Consider the following 16,646-nt stretch of genomic DNA (forward strand, 5'->3'; position numbering starts at 1 on the left):
TTTTGATATGAAAAGATATGTGTATTTAAAAAATTTAAGAATGAATTACATAGCGGCCGGCATCTTTTCAGGTGTCGGCTGTATTGCTATGATGCTGTTTCCTGAAATTGCTTTGGAATCTGCCAGCAGGGGTATTTCTTTATGGGCCACCTCGGTTGTACCGGCACTGCTGCCATTTTTCATCTGTGCGGGTTTTATGGTGTCTCTTGGCGTGCCTAGAATCATTGGCCGATATTTTGAACCTTTGTTTCGAACTGTTTTTCATGTGCCGGGTCATGCTGCATTCGTATTTCTAGTCAGTATTACTTCGGGATACCCGATGGGAGCAAAATTAATTTCAGATTTATATAGGGAAAAGCAGATTACGCAGCAAGATTCAGTTCGAATGCTCTCTTTTTGCAGCACCTCTGGGCCGTTATTTTTACTTGGGACGGTAGGAGTCTCCATGCTTCATTCCGCAGCGCTCGGTACAGTAATTGCCCTTTCCCATTATATAGGTGCTATACTAAATGGAATTTTATTTTGCAATATTCCGCAGCGCTTTTCAATACATCATGGGTTGAATTCACGAACGGTTTCACAAAGCAGCCTGGGGAAGAACAGTTACCCTAATTTACTTGTTTGCTTTACAGAAGCTATTTTATCCGCACTTCGTACGCTGGGCATCATTTGCGGTTATTTAGTCTTATTCTGTTTATTAACGGATTTCATGCAATTTTGCGGATTGATTCAACTGTTTCCAAATCAAATAGGCAAAAGCTTATTTCGAGGTTTTTTTGAGATGACTGTAGGCTGTAACAGCATTGCTGCAGCTGAGGGGGTTTCTTCTGTTATCAAATGTGCGGTTGCTTCATTTTTAATTTCTTTTGGCGGGCTATCCATTATGGCACAATCAATGAGTTTGTTAACTGGAACTGGAATTCGGATTTGGACTTATTTAAAATTGAAACTTTCTCATGGAATGATTTCAGCAATCCTTGCCTTGCTGATGGCGCCGCATTGTATTAAGAGCACCCTTGATGTTGGCTTGTTTGCAGGAGCATTAACGGATGAGAATTTTAGCATTGCATATGGTTTGTTATTTTCGACTAAAATGGTTATAATGATGATACTGTTAATTTTACTATTGATTGGACTAAATGAATGGATTGTAAAGAAGGAGGAGACCTATGCGGATTCTGGGGATCATAGCAGAGTATAATCCCTTTCATAATGGGCATTTATATCATTTAAAAAGATCATCTGAGCGTATCGGTGCGGATTTTTGTGTCTGTGTGATGAGCGGAAATTTTATGCAGAGAGGAGAATTCTCTGATTGGAATAAGTGGGAGAGAGCAAAAATGGCCGTGGATAACGGCGTGGATTTAGTGCTGGAGCTCCCTTTTGTTTTTGCGTGCAATAATGCAGAAGAATTTGCTTATGGTGCCGTACGCTTATTAGATGGACTAGGATGCGTAACGGATTTTTCTTTCGGCAGTGAAAGCGGAGATTTAGATGATTTAAAAAAGATTGCAGATTTTTTACTCAAAGAACCAGTGGAATATCGACAAGAAATAAATGCTTTATTAAAAACAGGGCTATCTTTTCCTGCGGCTAGGAGTAAAGCTTTGTGCGCATGTGGGATTGATCTAGAGGATGCTTTGCTTCAAAACTCAAATAACATTTTAGCGGTAGAGTACTTAAAACAGTGGATGATGATAGGACAAGCCATGCAGCCGTGGACAATAAAGAGGAAGGATAACGGATATAAAAGCTTGAATCTAGATGGAAATTTTGCGAGTGCTACTGCAATTAGAAAAAAATGGAAACAAACATATCAGACAGATGGAATTGCAGATTTTCTGCCGAACGAAACATTAAATGTAATTCGTTTTGGCTCATCTCATACAGAACATAAGAAAAAACAATTGGATAAAATGCTTCTTTATAAACTGCACACAATGAGTAAGAGTGAATTAAGTGAAATTTATTCGATCACCGAAGGTCTGGAAAACCGAATGAAACAAGCCGTCTTACTTTCAAAGAACATGGATGAGTTAATTGCCCGTGTAAAAAGCAAGCGTTATACGGAGACAAGAATCAAAAGAATACTTCTGCATGTTTTATTAAACTTTAAAAGATCGGATTATGAGAGGATAAAAAGAGAACAAATGATGTATGGAAGAGTTCTTGGATTTAATAAAAAAGGGGTGGAACTGCTGCATATTTTGAAAAAGACAAACTGTGCAGACTTTCCGATTTTTGCGAATTTAAAAAAACAAGAAGTTAGAACTTACCACTCTAACCTCTTGCTTCAATACGATATTTTAGCTTCTGATCTTTATAATTTGCTTTTTTATGATACGATTTACAGCAAATCCGACTTTGTAATGGCTCCATATTACAAGAAATAGTGCAATTAGTGCCTTTCTATGAAAAAATACTGGATTTTTTATGAAAAATGGTCTATAATCTATAGGAGCAAATTGTTTTGAAAAAATCCTCAGTTTAAATGCCACATCGAAAGATGGGGCGTTCTGTTTTATAGGGGATTGAGAATAATTTAACAATATAAAGGAGAGTATAATAAAATGAAGGTATTAGTCATTAATTGCGGCAGCTCATCTTTGAAATACCAGGTTTTAGAGATGGACAACGAATCATTGCTATGCAAAGGTTTAGTTGAAAGAATCGGCATAGAAGGTTCTGTGTTGAAGCATGAAAAGGAAGGAATGGACAAGTTTATTCTTCAGACACCGATGCAGGATCATAAAGATGCCATCGAACATGTGCTAAACACAATTATCGATCCGGTACAGGGCGTTGCTAAGTCAATGGATGAAATTGGTGCTGTGGGGCACCGTGTCGTGCATGCAGGAGAAAAATATTCGTCTTCCGTTTTAATTACAGAAAGTGTTATGGATGCTCTTGAAGAGTGTACTGATTTAGCACCTTTGCATAATCCACCTAATATTTTAGGTATTCGTGCTTGTCAGGAATTGATGCCAAATACACCAATGGTAGGTGTATTTGATACAGCATACCATCAGACTATGCCTCCGGAATCTTATATTTATGCAATTCCATATGAATATTACACAAATTATAAAGTAAGAAGATATGGTTTCCACGGAACCAGTCATAAATATGTTGCAAACAGAGCTGCTGAAATGATGGGCCAGCCGATTGAAGAATTAAAAATCATAACTTGCCATTTAGGAAATGGTGCAAGTGTATCCGCGATTAAACGTGGAGTTTGTGTTGATACGAGTATGGGCTTTACTCCTCTTGAAGGTTTGGTAATGGGTACAAGATCCGGCGATATTGATCCGGCAATTGTTACTTACATTCGTCAAAAAGAAAACCTTCCTCAAGGTGAGATGAACAATATTTTAAATAAAAAGTCAGGAGTGCTCGGTATTTCTGGCTTGAGCAGTGATTTCAGAGATATTGAAAAGGCAGCCGAGGAAGGCGATGAGAGAGCACAGTTAGCACAAAGAGTGTTTGCACATAAAGTTCGTTTCTATATCGGTGCTTACATGGCTGAAATGAATGGCGTGGATGCAATCGTATTTACTGCCGGAGTCGGTGAAAATGATATCGGCATGCGCGATATCATCTGTCAGGATTTAAGCAATTTAGGGATTCGCCTTGACTTAATTAAAAATAAGGTTAGAGGAAAAGAAACTGTAATCAGTACCGATGACTCTAGAGTTAAAATTTTGCTGATTCCGACAAATGAGGAATTAATGATTGCGAGAGATACGCTGGAAATCGTAAATGGTGAAGAATAATTGTTTGTTTCTTTTAGAGAACAAATTAAATAAGTATTGACAAGTAAACGGCTTGACTATATAATTTAGTAGTTAGTTTAGAAAAAATTAAGTGATAAAATGGAAATTTAACCAACAAAGGAGGTGTCAAGAATGGCAGTACCTAAGAGAAAAACATCAAAAGCCAGAAGAGATAAGAGAAGATCTCCTAACATGAAAATGTCAGCACCAGCATTATCTGTATGCCCACAGTGCCATGAGCCTAAGCTTCCTCATAGAGTTTGTCCGAATTGTAATTACTATGATGGTAAGGAAGTCGTAGCTTCGGAAGCATAGAGGATATGGGTATGGTTAATGATGGCTTCATCATTTTTGTTGTTGCCGTAGTACTTATCATCTTGGCATCGATACAATCTACGCTGAACAAGATATTAAAAGTATTAGAAGAAATCAAAACACAAAGAAGACAATAAAATAACCGCTAGCTATTATATTTAGTTAGCGGTTATTTTTTATGTCATAGGAAATGCTGTTATAAACTTTTTTAATGAATAAAATGAAATAAAAGATACTTTGCTATTGCTTCTTAGCTTGAGAAATAAGAGCAGCTTCTAAAGAATAAATCTATGAACAAGAATAGGGAGGAAGGACGCCGTAGGCGGTCAACTCTCTTTCTATTTTTCTTAGAGATTCTTCGCATGGTTCACACATTGGTAAACGATATTCCTTTTCTATCTTTCCCATAAGGTGAAGTGCTGCCTTAACTGGGATTGGATTGACTTCTATGAACATAGCATCAATCAGTGATTTCATTTCCAGTTGCATCTTACAAGCTTCTTCTACGTGACCATCTAAATAATTTTTAACCATTGCATGCATTTGTTTTGGAATGATGTTCGCCGTTGTAGAAATGACGCCAATTCCTCCCATAGAGAGAAGTGCAACAGTCATATCATCATTACCGGAGTATAATGCAAATTGATCGGAAACATGCTTTGCAATTTCTACAACTTGCGACATATCACCGCTCGCTTCTTTAATGCCAGCGATGTGTTCGTGCTGGCAGAGCACAGAAACAGTAGAAGGACTGATATTTACACCAGTTCTTCCCGGAACAGAATATAGAATCATAGGAATCTTTATCTGATCTGCAATGGCAGTGTAGTGTTTTATCAGTCCTTCTTGTGTACATTTGTTGTAATAAGGTGTAACCGTTAAAAGACCATCGACTCCAACGTCTTGAAGTGCTTGGCTCATAGCAATTGCATGGGCGGTATCGTTACTTCCTGAACCGGAAATGACTGGTACTCGGCCGGCCACCTTATTGATTGTATATCTGACGGTTTCTATATGTTCCTCATCGCTAAGTGTTGAGGCTTCTCCCGTAGTGCCGCAAGAAATAATTGCATCAATATCGTGAGAAATTTGCCATTCAATGAGTTCTGCAAGTTTTGGAAAATCAACTTTTCCATTTGAAAATGGCGTAACGAGTGCAACACCGGCACCTGAGAATAATGTCATATAGACATCCCTTCCTTCCGAACTTTACTTTATTAATAATTCGGCAATTTGAACAGCATTGGTTGCTGCGCCTTTTCTAATATTATCTGCGACAACCCAGAGGTTGATTCCGTTTTCTACGCTGAAATCTCTGCGGATTCTTCCGACAAAAACTTCATCTTTACCAGAAGCGTCTCTTGCAAGGGGATATTGGCTGTTTTCGATGTCATCTATAACAACAATGCCCGGAGCCGCTGCTAATATTTTTTTCACTTCTTCAATTTCAAATGGTTTTTCAAATTCCAGATTAATGGATTCGCTGTGGCTTTCGAAGACAGGAACACGAACAGTTGTTGCTGTGACCTTGATATCATCTCTACCTAATATTTTATGAGTTTCATCGATCATTTTCATTTCTTCTTTTGTATAGCCGTTTTCAAGAAATACGTCAATTTGAGGCAGACAATTTCCAGCAATCGGATGAGGGTATGCCTGTTTTACGTCATTTCCTTTTAAACCTTCTTTTAAATCATTGATGCCCTTTAATCCAGAACCGGAAACAGCCTGATAAGTTGAGTAAATAACTCGCTTTAGTTTAAAGTGTTCATCAAGCGGTTTTAAAGCAACCATTGCTTGAATGGTTGAGCAATTTGGATTTGCGATGATACCTTTATTCCAAGAAATATCATCTGGATTTACTTCAGGAACAACAAGAGGTACTTCTTTATCCATTCTCCAAGCACTGCTGTTATCTACTACGGTTACTCCGTGAGCAGCAGCAATTGGAGCATATTTTTCACTTGCAGTGCCGCCTGCGGAAAATAGAGCGATGTCAATTGGCTTATCAAAAGAATGCTCGTTTAATTCTTCAACAACATATTCTTTCCCTCGGAAGGACAGTTTTTTTCCTGCGGACTTAGCAGAAGCCATAAAATAAAGATTTTCAAACGGAAAATCTCTTTCTTCCAGTACCTTTAAAAAAGTACTGCCTACGAGCCCTGTGGCACCTACGACTGCAATATTTGGTTTTTTGTTCATAATTGTTTCCTCCTATCATGTATATTCAATATGATTTGAATTGTTAATGTAATTATATTTTTCCATTATATCTTATTTCGCAGTGAATGTTAATGACTTTTTAAGCAACAATAGTTATTTTTGTTAAAAGAAAGAATGTTTTATGGTATAATATTAAGTTAGTAATGTAATTACGATAAAAAAGGTAAATTGTCTTAATAATTACTAAATAAGAGTAATTTTCGACAAAAAAACCGTTTATTATAATTCTGATTAACTTAATTTCTGCATTTTGTAAAAAATTATAATGTTAGAGGGGATTATTCATGACAGAGCAAAAGAAAAAGGCGGGAAGACCGCCTGGAAGCAAAAATAAAAAAAGAGGGAGAAGCAAAGCGGAAATAGAAAAACTTGCTGCGAAAAAACGATTACGTGACGAGATTTGGTCCATTCTTTTTATGGCAGTCGGTGCATTTCTTGTTGTGTCGCTGCAAACAGAAGCAGCGGGGCAATTTGGACATGCTATCAAGATTTTTTTAATTGGCTTTATGGGTAGTGTCGCATTTATATTACCATACTATTTAATTTTATATGCACTCTTGCTTTTTACAAAGAATACGGCACATATAAGCAAGAGATCTACCGTATGCGTTTCCTTAATATTATTATTGTTAACCATATTAAACGCATCTTTTCATTTAAGTAAAGATGCATCCGAAGCTCTTAATATTACCTATTTAAAGACTGTTTTTGATGCCGGAAATGAAAGCGGCGGTCTATTCGGCATGGTTTTAGGATTTTTCTTGATTACATTAATTGGAAAAACCGGCTTGTATATTTTTTCTGTTGTTGGAATTGCAATCTGTATTTTACTCGTTTTAGATACGCCGGTATCTCATTATTTGGACGAGTTAAAACTAAAACATCAAGCAGTGGTTAAGCAGCGTGAAGAGGAGAAAGAAGCGGAAGAAGAGGTCAATCAAGAGGAAGAAGATGCAGTTGCGGTTGCAGGGGTAGGAAGCCTGTCTTCTTTTTCAAAAAAAGTATCAGATACATTGAAAAATAAGAGAGAGGTGTCTCGGACAGAGGCCATTCCAATTAAAACAAGTGATGACTTACAAGATGCCTCAGCAACTAATGATTTGGAATCTTCATCTCCTGTACCCACGCGGATGTCGACTGGACAAATGAAGATCATTGATTATATGAAAGATGACGGACTTTTTGAAAAGGGAGAGTCTTCTGCCTTTGAGAGTGGTATTGAGGAACCTAGGCTTCAAGAAGCGGGGAAGGGCTTGGAAGAAGTGGAGGATGTCACTTCAGACGCAAGCGATATGACACCGTCAAAAGTGAAAAGTGAAATTATGGAAGGACCATCAAAAGGAAACTATGTTCCTCCGTTTAAAGAAAAAGAAGAACAAGAATCTCCTATATCCATTCCTTCGTCCGTACCATCCACAAAGCCGATTGCTTATAAGCAGCCGCCAATTGATTTATTGAATAAGGTTTCAGCAGACAAAAACGTGGGTGAAAAAGTAGCATTGCAGGCAAAAGCTGTGAAGCTGGAAGAAACCCTACATAATTTCGGAGTGAATGCAAAGGTTTTGCAAGTGACGAAAGGTCCAGCGGTAACACGTTATGAAATCCAGCCGAATACTGGTGTAAAGGTGAGCAGTATCGTGCGATTAGCAGATGATATTGCGTTGAACTTAGAAGCAAAGAGCATTCGTATGGAAGCGCCAATTCCGGGTAAAGCGGCTGTAGGCATTGAAGTGGAAAATGATCGGGTAAATATGGTTTCTATTCGGGAAATTATTGAGTCTGGTGAATTTAAAAAAGCAAAATCCAAAATAACCTTTACAGTAGGAAAGGACATTGCAGGAAAGTCAATTGTAGCGGACCTAAAAGGCATGCCTCATATGTTGATTGCGGGGTCGACCGGATCTGGAAAGAGTGTTTGCATTAATAGTTTAATTGTAAGTATTTTATATAAGGCTAAACCGGATGAAGTTAAATTTGTGCTGATTGATCCAAAGGTTGTGGAATTAAGTAATTATAACGGGATCCCTCATCTTTTAATTCCGGTGGTTACGGAACCTAGCAAAGCGGCTGCTGCGTTAAATTGGGCAGTGGCTGAGATGACCGACCGTTATAAAAAATTTGCAGAAGAAGGGGTTCGTGATTTGGAATCCTTCAATAAAAGTGTAAAGGCGAAAGAAGAAGAAGATCGCATTTTACCGCAAATTGTAATTATTATTGATGAGTTGGCTGACTTGATGATGGCAGCACCATCTCAGGTAGAAGAAGCAATATGCCGTTTAGCACAAATGGCAAGAGCTGCTGGTATGCATCTGATTGTCGCAACACAGCGTCCATCAGTAGATATCATCACTGGAGTTATCAAGGCGAATATCCCGTCCCGTATTGCATTTGCAGTATCTTCGCAATTTGACTCGCGGACGATTTTAGACATGGGAGGAGCCGAAAAATTGGTTGGAAAAGGAGACATGCTATTTAGTCCAATTGGTATGTCAAAACCAGTTCGAGTGCAGGGATGTTTTATTTCAGATAGTGAGGTACATAATGTTATTGAATTTTTAAAACAAGGCGAAGAAGAGCCTCAATATGCTGCAGATGTGCTGCATAGCATTGAACGGGTGAAATCTGAGTCACGTGAAGAGGATGAAGATGAATTACTGCCTGATGCAATAGAAACAGTTGTTCGTGCAGAACAAGCTTCCGTATCTATGCTGCAGCGACGATTCCGAATCGGATATAACCGTGCTGCCAGATTAGTTGATTCAATGGAAGCTAGAGGAATTATCGGCCCTGCTGACGGCAGCCGTCCTCGTAAGGTATTAATGACTTTGGATGAATTATTGGGATTAAATGAAAAGAGTGAAGAAGGGAATGGGACAACGGATTGAGAATTTTTATAGAAACACTCGGATGTGAAAAAAATACAGCCGATTCGGAAAGTGCAGCAGGAATTTTGGAGCGCGCAGGCCATGAGATCGTGGCTTCGCCGACGCAGGCAGAAGTTATCATGGTTAATACGTGCGGCTTTATAAACGATGCAAAAGAAGAATCCATTAATCGGATTTTTGACATGGCCGAATATAAAAAGAATGGCGGAATTTTAATTATGTCCGGATGCTTGAGCCAAAGATATGGTGAAGAGCTGTATGAACAGATGCCGGAAGTAGATATTTTTTTAGGAGTCAATGATTATAAAAATCTGCCTCGCATTTTAGAAGAGCATAAAAATGGGAGAAGAGATAAATATATAAATACGTACGAAAAGGTTTATATGGAGCTTGGAAAGCGCAAACAGTCAAAACCGTCATACAGTGCTTATTTAAAAATTGCGGAAGGGTGTGATAATATATGCACGTATTGCATTATTCCTTCTATACGTGGGAAATATCGGAGCAGAAAGAAAGAGGACATTTTAGCTGAAGCAAAGGAACTTGCCGAAAACGGATGCAAGGAGCTTATTTTGATCGCACAAGATGTGACTGCATACGGAAAAGATTTATATGGAGAATACTGTTTGGCTGAGCTGCTCCGGTCTCTTTGTGAAATTGAACCTCTGCATTGGATTCGCCTCATGTATTGTTATGAAGACCGGATTACAGACGAATTGATTTCTATTATGGCTGAACAAAAAAAGATATGCCATTATATCGATATTCCGATTCAACACGGAAGCGATGTCATATTAAAGAGCATGAATCGTCATTCTACTAGGGATTCGATTACCAACACAATCAAACGCCTTCGAGAGGCAATGCCGGATATCCATATTCGGACGACGATGATTACTGGGTTCCCGGGTGAAAGACAAGAAGAGTTTGAAGAACTGGTTGCATTTGTAGAAGAAATGCGGTTTGAACGCTTGGGTGTTTTTTCATATTCAAAGGAAGAAGGAACCGCTGCGGCTCTTTTGAAGGGTCAGGTTCGTGAAGATGTAAAATTAAAGAGAAAAGACTGGATTATGTCTATTCAGAGAGAAATCTCTTTGGAATGCAATCAAAAGCATATCGGAGAAACATTAGAAGTTTTGGTAGAACGCAGGGAAGATGACGGAAGTTATACGGGAAGAAGTATTTACGATGCACCGGAAATTGATAATGAAGTCATTTTCACTTCGACGAGGGCGTGTGATATAGGCACTTTTGTAAATGTAAAAATTACAGATGCTTTTGATTATGATCTGATTGGAGAAGTGGAGGAAGAAAAATGAATTTACCTAATAAGTTAACGATGTTAAGAGTAATATTAATCCCTGTGTTTATTGTAACATTAATGATGGGTTATTCTTTTATTGCTTGCGGAATATTTATTATAGCTTCTTTGACAGATGCTTTGGATGGGCATATTGCGAGGAAATATAATTTAGTTACAAACTTTGGAAAGATTATGGACCCATTAGCGGACAAGCTTCTTGTTGTCTCTGCACTTTCATGTTTAGTAGAGTTGGGGCAGGTTGCAAGCTGGATGCTGATTGTGATTTTGGCAAGAGAATTTGCAATCACAAGTTTGCGTGCGGTAGCAGCAGGAGATGGAATCGTTATTGCAGCTGCTAATTCGGGAAAGTTAAAAACGATTTTACAAATGCTGGCTATTGTTTTTCTTTTACTGCAAAACTACCCGTTCCGATTATTTACAACCGTAAGAGTAGATAGCATTGTACTATGGGCCGCAGTTTTCATGACAATTTATTCCGGCATCGAATACATTGTAAAAAATAAAAATATTTTTACTGCATAAAACATTAGGAATTGCTGAAGAAATCTCTTTTTAGCAATCCTTTTTTATAACATGAGAAATATGTTCCTATCTTATAAAAAAAGAAGGGTGCAGAGGGACGATTTCTCGCCGATAAAGAAGGGCAAGCAGCCACTTTTTGTTCATACAAATTTATAAGAAAAGAGATAGAGGCAAAGAAACGGAGTGATAAGATAATATGAAAGCAGCTATTTTAAGTGTGGGTACAGAGCTTTTGTTTGGGGAAATTTTAAATACAAACACGAAATATTTATCTCAGCAGCTGAATGATTTGGGAATTGATATTCTGTATCACTATACAGTAGGAGACAATCCGAAACGTTTGAGTGAGACGATAAAGGATGCCTTAAAAAATTGTGATCTGATTTTGACTACCGGAGGTTTAGGACCAACGCAAGACGACATGACGAAAGAAATTGTAGCAGAGGTACTTCATGATGAACTCTGCTTAGACAAAGCAATTTTAAAAGCTTTAGAGGCGCAATTTAAAAGACGTAATTGGAATATGACAGAAAATAATCGCAAGCAGGCTTATTTTCCATCAAGAGCCGTTATCTTTGAAAATCATTTTGGAACGGCACCTGGGTTTGCATTGACAGAAGGAAAAAAAATCGTTATTTGTATGCCAGGGCCGCCTAAGGAAATGCAGCCAATGTTTCTGAATCAAGTAAAACCATATTTAAATAAGGATCGGAATGGATTTCTTTCATACCAAATGTTACGATTATTCGGGATTGGTGAATCTTCACTTGAAACTGCATTGCTTGAATTGATTGACAGGCAAACAGACCCGACCTTAGCAACCTATGCAAAACAAGGCGAAGTAAAACTTCGGATTGCTTCAAAAAGAGAAACTGAAGAGGAAGCAGAAGCAGCAGTAAAAGAGATGGTAGAAAGAGTAAAAGAAATAGTTGGAGATTACATTTACAGTGAGAACGGTGAGGAACTATATGAGGTGGTCGGGAAGTTGCTGTTGAAAAAAAACATTACACTTTCCTGCGCAGAATCTTGTACCGGAGGATTGTTCGCTGAGACAATTACTAATATGGCTGGAATTTCCGAGGTGTTTGACCGGGGTATTGTTACTTACAGCAATCGTGCAAAAATAGAAGAATTGGGAGTAAAAGAAGTTACATTAGAGCGGTTTGGTGCTGTGAGCGAACAGACAGCTATTGAAATGGCAGAGGGACTACAAAAGATTTCAGGATCAGAGCTTTGTATAGCTGTTACAGGTATTGCAGGCCCAACTGGTGCAACAGAAGATAAACCGGTCGGATTGATTTACCTCTGTGTTAGATATGGTGAAAAAACGATTTGTAAAGAACTTCGTACGGGAAATTCAGATCGAATTTGGAATCGTAACTATGCACTCTTGCATATGTTGTTTCTTATTTATAAGACAATCTTATAGGTATCATATAAAAAATTGACAAGATAAATATAATATGGTATATTTTGGAATATATAAATAGGACTATTAGAATTTCAAAAATAGCTTGACCTTTTTTTAAGAATAATTTATATTGTTAAGTAAGAACAAATGTTCTTGTAGCCTATTTGCAATTACTAAGTTGCTATAAAATACAACTGAAGGAATACGAATCAAGAAATAGATAAAAATAAACGTGCATTCGGAAGTGGAATGGAGGATATGATTGTGGCGGTTAATAAGGACGATAAGGAAAAAGCATTAGAAGCAGCAATGCTGCAGATACAAAAACAATTTGGAAAAGGTGCGATTATGAAGCTTGGAGACGATTCCATGAAGCTGAATGTCGGCGCAATTTCTACAGGAGCGGTTAGCTTAGACATTGCTACGGGGATCGGAGGCATCCCGAAGGGAAGAGTTACCGAGATATATGGACCGGAATCTTCAGGAAAAACAACATTGACTTTACATATCATTGCAGAAGCACAAAAAGCAGGTGGAAAGGCTGCATTTATTGATGCAGAGCATGCTTTAGATCCGGAATATGCAGGTAATTTAGGCGTTGATATTGATGACTTATTAGTATCGCAGCCTGATACCGGAGAACAGGCTCTCGAAATCTGTGAAATGCTTGTTCGTAGCAATGCAATTGATGTGGTGGTTGTAGACTCCGTTGCAGCCCTTGTCCCAAAAGCAGAAATTCAAGGGGATATGGGTGATAGCCATGTTGGACTTCAAGCACGATTAATGTCACAAGCTCTCCGTAAACTTACAGGGGCGATTAATAAATCCAATGCTGCTGTTATTTTTATCAACCAGCTTCGTGAGAAAGTAGGCATTATGTTTGGAAATCCTGAGGTTACAACCGGTGGACGTGCCTTAAAGTTTTATTCTTCGATGCGTTTGGATGTAAGGCGGATTGAAAGCATAAAATCGGGAGATCAGATATTAGGAAATCGTACCCGTGTAAAGATAGTAAAAAATAAAGTGGCTCCTCCTTTTAAACTGGCCGAATTTGATATTATGTATGGCCAAGGTATTTCAAGACAGGGTGATCTGCTGGATTGTGCAGTAGAAGCAAAGATTGTAGAAAAAGCAGGAGCTTGGTATAGCTTTGACGGCAATCGGATTGGTCAAGGAAGGGAAAATGTAAAAAATTATTTAGTCGAGCATGCTGAAATTATGGACGAATTGGAACGTCGCCTCAAGGAAACTTTAAAACCGGAGGCGGATTCAGAAAATTTGGTTGTTGATGAGGACGGAGTTGTAATCGAAAAATAATTTTATTTCATTTGAAAAACGTTGCTTTTTAAAGAAAAACAATTGACACTGCATGTCTTATATGATAATATAATTGACTGTAAGCCGCTCAGAATAGGTTGTTGAAAAAGCGTAAGTTTTACCTAGGATGGCGAGACTGGATAGAGGAGGTATAGAAAATGTATGCAGTAATTGAAACAGGTGGTAAGCAGTACAGAGTGCAGCCTGGTGATGTGATTTCCGTTGAAAAATTGGATGTAGAAGCAGGTGAGAAAATTGATTTTGACCGCATTCTACTTGCAAGCGATGGAACGAATCTTGAAATTGGCACACCAGTTGTAGATGCAGTAAAAGTTTCCGGAACCGTAGTTGAAAACGGTAAAGGGAAAAAGGTTATCATCTATAAGTACAAAGCCAAGAAGGATTTCAGAAAGAAGCAAGGGCACAGACAGCCTTACACGATGATTAAGATTGATGAGGTTTCTGTTAATGGCAAATCTGAAAAAGTAGCAGATAAGGTTGAAAAAACAGCAGAAGCTGCGGAAGGTAAACCGTCAAAGACTTCTTTGAAGTCCATGAAAAAAGCAGAACTTATCGCATATGCTAAAGAAATGGATATTGAAATTAACGAAAAAGCAACAAATGCAGAGTTAATCTCAACCATTGAAGCAGCAATCAAATAATTTCTTATTTAGAAATAGTAAGGAGGTGTCTGATCTATGGCAAGTAAAAAGGGAGTCGGCAGTTCCAAGAACGGTCGAGATAGTGAGTCGAAACGATTAGGTGTCAAAAGAGCAGACGGTCAGTATGTTAATGCTGGCAGCATTTTGGTTCGACAGAGAGGGACTAAATTTCATCCCGGAAATAATGTAGGCATTGGTGGAGATGATACTTTATTTGCAAAAGAGTCTGGTGTTGTTAAATTCGAAAGATATGACAAAACTAGAAAGCAAGTAAGTGTTTATCCAAAAGAAGCTTAAAAAATGAAGCCCCTATAGTTTATAGGGGCTTTTTTGACGAAATTTGACAAAAAAGAGAATTTTAGAATTGAGGTGGCCCATGTTTGTAGATAGAGCCCAAATAATTATAAAATCCGGAAAAGGTGGAAATGGTGCGGTATCTTTTCGAAGAGAGCCATTTGTACCGCAAGGCGGTCCGGACGGAGGAGACGGCGGTAGGGGTGGTGATATCATCATCCAGGCAGATAATAATTTAAGAACCTTAATGGATTTTCGTTATAAAAGAAAATATGAGGCACAAAATGGAGAAGATGGCCGTAAAAAAAAGCAATTTGGCAAGCAGGGAGAAAATCTCATTATCAAAGTACCGCCTGGAACTGTTATTATTGATGATGCAAGTAATTTAGTCATGAAAGATTTGGTGCACAATGGAGATTCTTTTGTTGCGGCTAAAGGAGGTAAAGGCGGTAAAGGAAATGTGAATTTTAAAAATTCAGTACGTCAAGCACCGAACTTTGCAGAAGCTGGAGGCTTTGCGCAAGAACGAAAAATAACATTGGTATTAAAACTGATTGCAGATGTTGGATTGATCGGATTCCCAAACGTAGGAAAATCAACCTTACTGTCGGTTAGTACGAGTGCATCACCAAAGATTGCCAACTATCATTTTACCACGATTACTCCGAATCTAGGTGTAGTACAAATCTATGATACCAGTTTTGTTATGGCTGATATTCCTGGGCTGATTGAAGGAGCACATACCGGCGCTGGGCTAGGCTTAGATTTTTTAAAGCATATCGAACGTACCAAGATGCTAATTCACGTTGTAGATGTTTCCGGTTCCGAAGGGCGCAACCCTATAGAAGATTTTGAAAAAATCAATCAAGAACTGGCTTCCTATGGAAAGAAGCTGCCATCGAAGGTGCAGCTGGTTGCCGCCAATAAAATGGACATGGCATCGGAAGAAAGATATCAAGAATTCGCTGATTATATTTTGGAAAAAGGGTATCAGGTGTTTCCGATCTGCGCTCCGATTAACGAAGGTGTTACAGAGCTTTTGACCGCAGTGCTTAAGGAGCTGGAGCTATTAAGGGAACAGCCGGAAGAAGAACTGCCTTATGAATATTTTGACTTTGAAAGAGACGCCGAGGATGAGGATTATCGCGAAATTTATATCACCAAAGAGGACTCCGCATATATTCTTACCGGAAAACAGTTAGAAAAAATCTTTAATTCTACGAATTTTAATGATGCAGGTTCACTCCGGTATCTGTACAAATATGTAGAAAAAAAAGGTGCAATTGAACGACTAAAGGAAATGGGATTGCAGGATGGAGATGTGATTCGAATCATTGATTATGAATTTGAATATATTGATGAGTAATAAGAGAGTGATTCATAAATATAATAAAGCCGCTAAAAGTGTTTCGCAATAAATTGAGACACTAGGCTGCATAGGATGAATTTTAAAGTAAAAAACCAAAGCATACTTAACATGCTTTGGTTTTTTTATGTAAAGTATAGATAATAATTAATCTATAAATAAAGGCTTTGTATTACGGAAGAAATATTTTTAATATTTTTCTTTTTTCTCTATATATTAGGGCTACGCTTATAAGATTTACTACTTTTTATAAAAATTTGCGTAAATCAGTTTAGAAAATTTTGTTGACAAGGTTTTAATTAAATGGTAGATTCTTAGTTAGCAGCTGCTAACAATCGTGCATCGATATTATTTTTTAGTACCATGCACGTTCATAAAGGAAAAATATGGGTGAACTAAAGGCTTTTAAATTTATGATTCCAGCTAAATTAAACAGAGGGATTGCTTAATTTAAAGTGCTGAACAGTTAGTAATAAGATAATTATTACTAGGAGAAATGAGAGATGCATGGGGATAACTGTATTGTATAGCCAATTAAATTGTACAAAACAAGG

Annotated in this window: 15 protein-coding genes; 13 read left to right on the forward strand and 2 right to left on the reverse strand. The window is 38.0% G+C overall.

All coding sequences use genetic code 11. The features are described from left to right. Positions 1-40: 40 nt before the first annotated feature. The 5 genes from U5921_RS13655 (at position 41) to U5921_RS13675 (ending at position 4,225) form a co-directional block, all read left to right on the forward strand. Entirely contained in the window at positions 41-1,201 is a 1,161-nt protein-coding gene (locus tag U5921_RS13655) for a nucleoside recognition domain-containing protein (protein ID WP_324824009.1), read from the forward strand. Then, positions 1,170-2,393, forward strand: a complete 1,224-nt coding sequence (locus tag U5921_RS13660) for a nucleotidyltransferase (RefSeq protein WP_324824010.1) — start codon at positions 1,170-1,172, stop codon at positions 2,391-2,393. Before U5921_RS13655 ends, U5921_RS13660 begins: the two co-directional genes overlap by 32 nt. Positions 2,394-2,570: 177 nt before the next feature. Next, on the forward strand, positions 2,571-3,773 hold the full coding sequence (locus tag U5921_RS13665; RefSeq protein WP_324824011.1) for an acetate kinase: 1,203 nt from the start codon (positions 2,571-2,573) through the stop codon (positions 3,771-3,773). A 132-nt stretch (positions 3,774-3,905) separates the two neighbouring features. Continuing rightward, positions 3,906-4,088 carry a 50S ribosomal protein L32 gene (gene rpmF, locus U5921_RS13670; protein ID WP_324824012.1) on the forward strand — a complete coding sequence of 61 codons (183 nt, stop codon included), beginning with the start codon at positions 3,906-3,908 and terminating at the stop codon, positions 4,086-4,088. A gap of 11 nt (positions 4,089-4,099) precedes the next feature. Continuing rightward, positions 4,100-4,225, forward strand: coding sequence for a hypothetical protein (locus U5921_RS13675; protein ID WP_324824013.1), 126 nt, complete (start codon positions 4,100-4,102; stop codon positions 4,223-4,225). Between the two features lie 151 nt (positions 4,226-4,376). On the opposite strand, the gene dapA is transcribed toward U5921_RS13675, so the two are convergent. Together dapA and U5921_RS13685 are read right to left on the reverse strand one after the other, a co-directional pair. Continuing rightward, the gene (gene dapA, locus U5921_RS13680; RefSeq protein ID WP_324824014.1) at positions 4,377-5,273 is read right to left on the reverse strand and encodes a 4-hydroxy-tetrahydrodipicolinate synthase; all 897 of its coding nucleotides are present in this window, start codon (positions 5,271-5,273) and stop codon (positions 4,377-4,379) included. Positions 5,274-5,297: 24 nt separating this feature from the next. Further along, on the reverse strand, positions 5,298-6,290 hold the full coding sequence (locus tag U5921_RS13685; RefSeq protein ID WP_324824015.1) for an aspartate-semialdehyde dehydrogenase: 993 nt from the start codon (positions 6,288-6,290) through the stop codon (positions 5,298-5,300). Between the two features lie 305 nt (positions 6,291-6,595). Between U5921_RS13685 and U5921_RS13690 the strand changes: the two genes are divergently transcribed. The 8 genes from U5921_RS13690 to obgE all read left to right on the forward strand — a co-directional run bounded on the left by U5921_RS13690 (position 6,596) and on the right by obgE (position 16,092). After that, on the forward strand, positions 6,596-9,196 hold the full coding sequence (locus tag U5921_RS13690) for an FtsK/SpoIIIE family DNA translocase (RefSeq protein WP_324824016.1): 2,601 nt from the start codon (positions 6,596-6,598) through the stop codon (positions 9,194-9,196). Continuing rightward, complete coding sequence (rimO, locus tag U5921_RS13695) at positions 9,193-10,515, forward strand: 30S ribosomal protein S12 methylthiotransferase RimO (protein ID WP_324824017.1); 1,323 nt, start codon at positions 9,193-9,195, stop codon at positions 10,513-10,515. The genes U5921_RS13690 and rimO overlap by 4 nt, the downstream gene beginning before the upstream one ends. After that, positions 10,512-11,042 carry a CDP-diacylglycerol--glycerol-3-phosphate 3-phosphatidyltransferase gene (gene pgsA / locus U5921_RS13700; RefSeq protein ID WP_324824018.1) on the forward strand — a complete coding sequence of 177 codons (531 nt, stop codon included), beginning with the start codon at positions 10,512-10,514 and terminating at the stop codon, positions 11,040-11,042. Before rimO ends, pgsA begins: the two co-directional genes overlap by 4 nt. Before the next feature lie 196 nt (positions 11,043-11,238). Then, positions 11,239-12,471, forward strand: a complete 1,233-nt coding sequence (locus U5921_RS13705; RefSeq protein WP_324824019.1) for a competence/damage-inducible protein A — start codon at positions 11,239-11,241, stop codon at positions 12,469-12,471. A gap of 291 nt (positions 12,472-12,762) precedes the next feature. After that, a complete protein-coding gene (gene recA / locus U5921_RS13710; protein ID WP_417765060.1) occupies positions 12,763-13,770 on the forward strand; it encodes a recombinase RecA in 1,008 nt (335 codons plus the stop codon). Between the two features lie 158 nt (positions 13,771-13,928). Then, complete coding sequence (gene rplU / locus U5921_RS13715) at positions 13,929-14,432, forward strand: 50S ribosomal protein L21 (RefSeq protein WP_324824021.1); 504 nt, start codon at positions 13,929-13,931, stop codon at positions 14,430-14,432. 36 nt (positions 14,433-14,468) lie between these two features. Next, a complete protein-coding gene (gene rpmA / locus U5921_RS13720; protein ID WP_324824022.1) occupies positions 14,469-14,729 on the forward strand; it encodes a 50S ribosomal protein L27 in 261 nt (86 codons plus the stop codon). A 79-nt stretch (positions 14,730-14,808) separates the two neighbouring features. Beyond that, complete coding sequence (gene obgE, locus U5921_RS13725; protein WP_324824023.1) at positions 14,809-16,092, forward strand: GTPase ObgE; 1,284 nt, start codon at positions 14,809-14,811, stop codon at positions 16,090-16,092. The last annotated feature ends 554 nt before the right edge of the window (positions 16,093-16,646 follow it).

The sequence above is a fragment of the Sinanaerobacter sp. ZZT-01 genome, from assembly GCF_035621135.1.
Lineage (GTDB): Bacteria > Bacillota > Clostridia > Peptostreptococcales > Anaerovoracaceae > IOR16.

Excerpts from the sequence above, each read along its gene's own strand:
- U5921_RS13655 (WP_324824009.1), top strand. The coding sequence starts at position 41 with ATGAATTACATAGCGGCCGGCATCTTTTCAGGTGTCGGCTGTATTGCT.
- U5921_RS13660 (WP_324824010.1), top strand. The coding sequence starts at position 1,170 with ATGCGGATTCTGGGGATCATAGCAGAGTATAATCCCTTTCATAATGGG.
- U5921_RS13665 (WP_324824011.1), top strand. The coding sequence starts at position 2,571 with ATGAAGGTATTAGTCATTAATTGCGGCAGCTCATCTTTGAAATACCAG.
- rpmF (WP_324824012.1), top strand. The coding sequence starts at position 3,906 with ATGGCAGTACCTAAGAGAAAAACATCAAAAGCCAGAAGAGATAAGAGA.
- U5921_RS13675 (WP_324824013.1), top strand. The coding sequence starts at position 4,100 with ATGGTTAATGATGGCTTCATCATTTTTGTTGTTGCCGTAGTACTTATC.
- dapA (WP_324824014.1), bottom strand. The coding sequence starts at position 5,273 with ATGACATTATTCTCAGGTGCCGGTGTTGCACTCGTTACGCCATTTTCA.
- U5921_RS13685 (WP_324824015.1), bottom strand. The coding sequence starts at position 6,290 with ATGAACAAAAAACCAAATATTGCAGTCGTAGGTGCCACAGGGCTCGTA.
- U5921_RS13690 (WP_324824016.1), top strand. The coding sequence starts at position 6,596 with ATGACAGAGCAAAAGAAAAAGGCGGGAAGACCGCCTGGAAGCAAAAAT.
- pgsA (WP_324824018.1), top strand. The coding sequence starts at position 10,512 with ATGAATTTACCTAATAAGTTAACGATGTTAAGAGTAATATTAATCCCT.
- U5921_RS13705 (WP_324824019.1), top strand. The coding sequence starts at position 11,239 with ATGAAAGCAGCTATTTTAAGTGTGGGTACAGAGCTTTTGTTTGGGGAA.
- recA (WP_417765060.1), top strand. The coding sequence starts at position 12,763 with ATGCTGCAGATACAAAAACAATTTGGAAAAGGTGCGATTATGAAGCTT.
- rplU (WP_324824021.1), top strand. The coding sequence starts at position 13,929 with ATGTATGCAGTAATTGAAACAGGTGGTAAGCAGTACAGAGTGCAGCCT.
- rpmA (WP_324824022.1), top strand. The coding sequence starts at position 14,469 with ATGGCAAGTAAAAAGGGAGTCGGCAGTTCCAAGAACGGTCGAGATAGT.
- obgE (WP_324824023.1), top strand. The coding sequence starts at position 14,809 with ATGTTTGTAGATAGAGCCCAAATAATTATAAAATCCGGAAAAGGTGGA.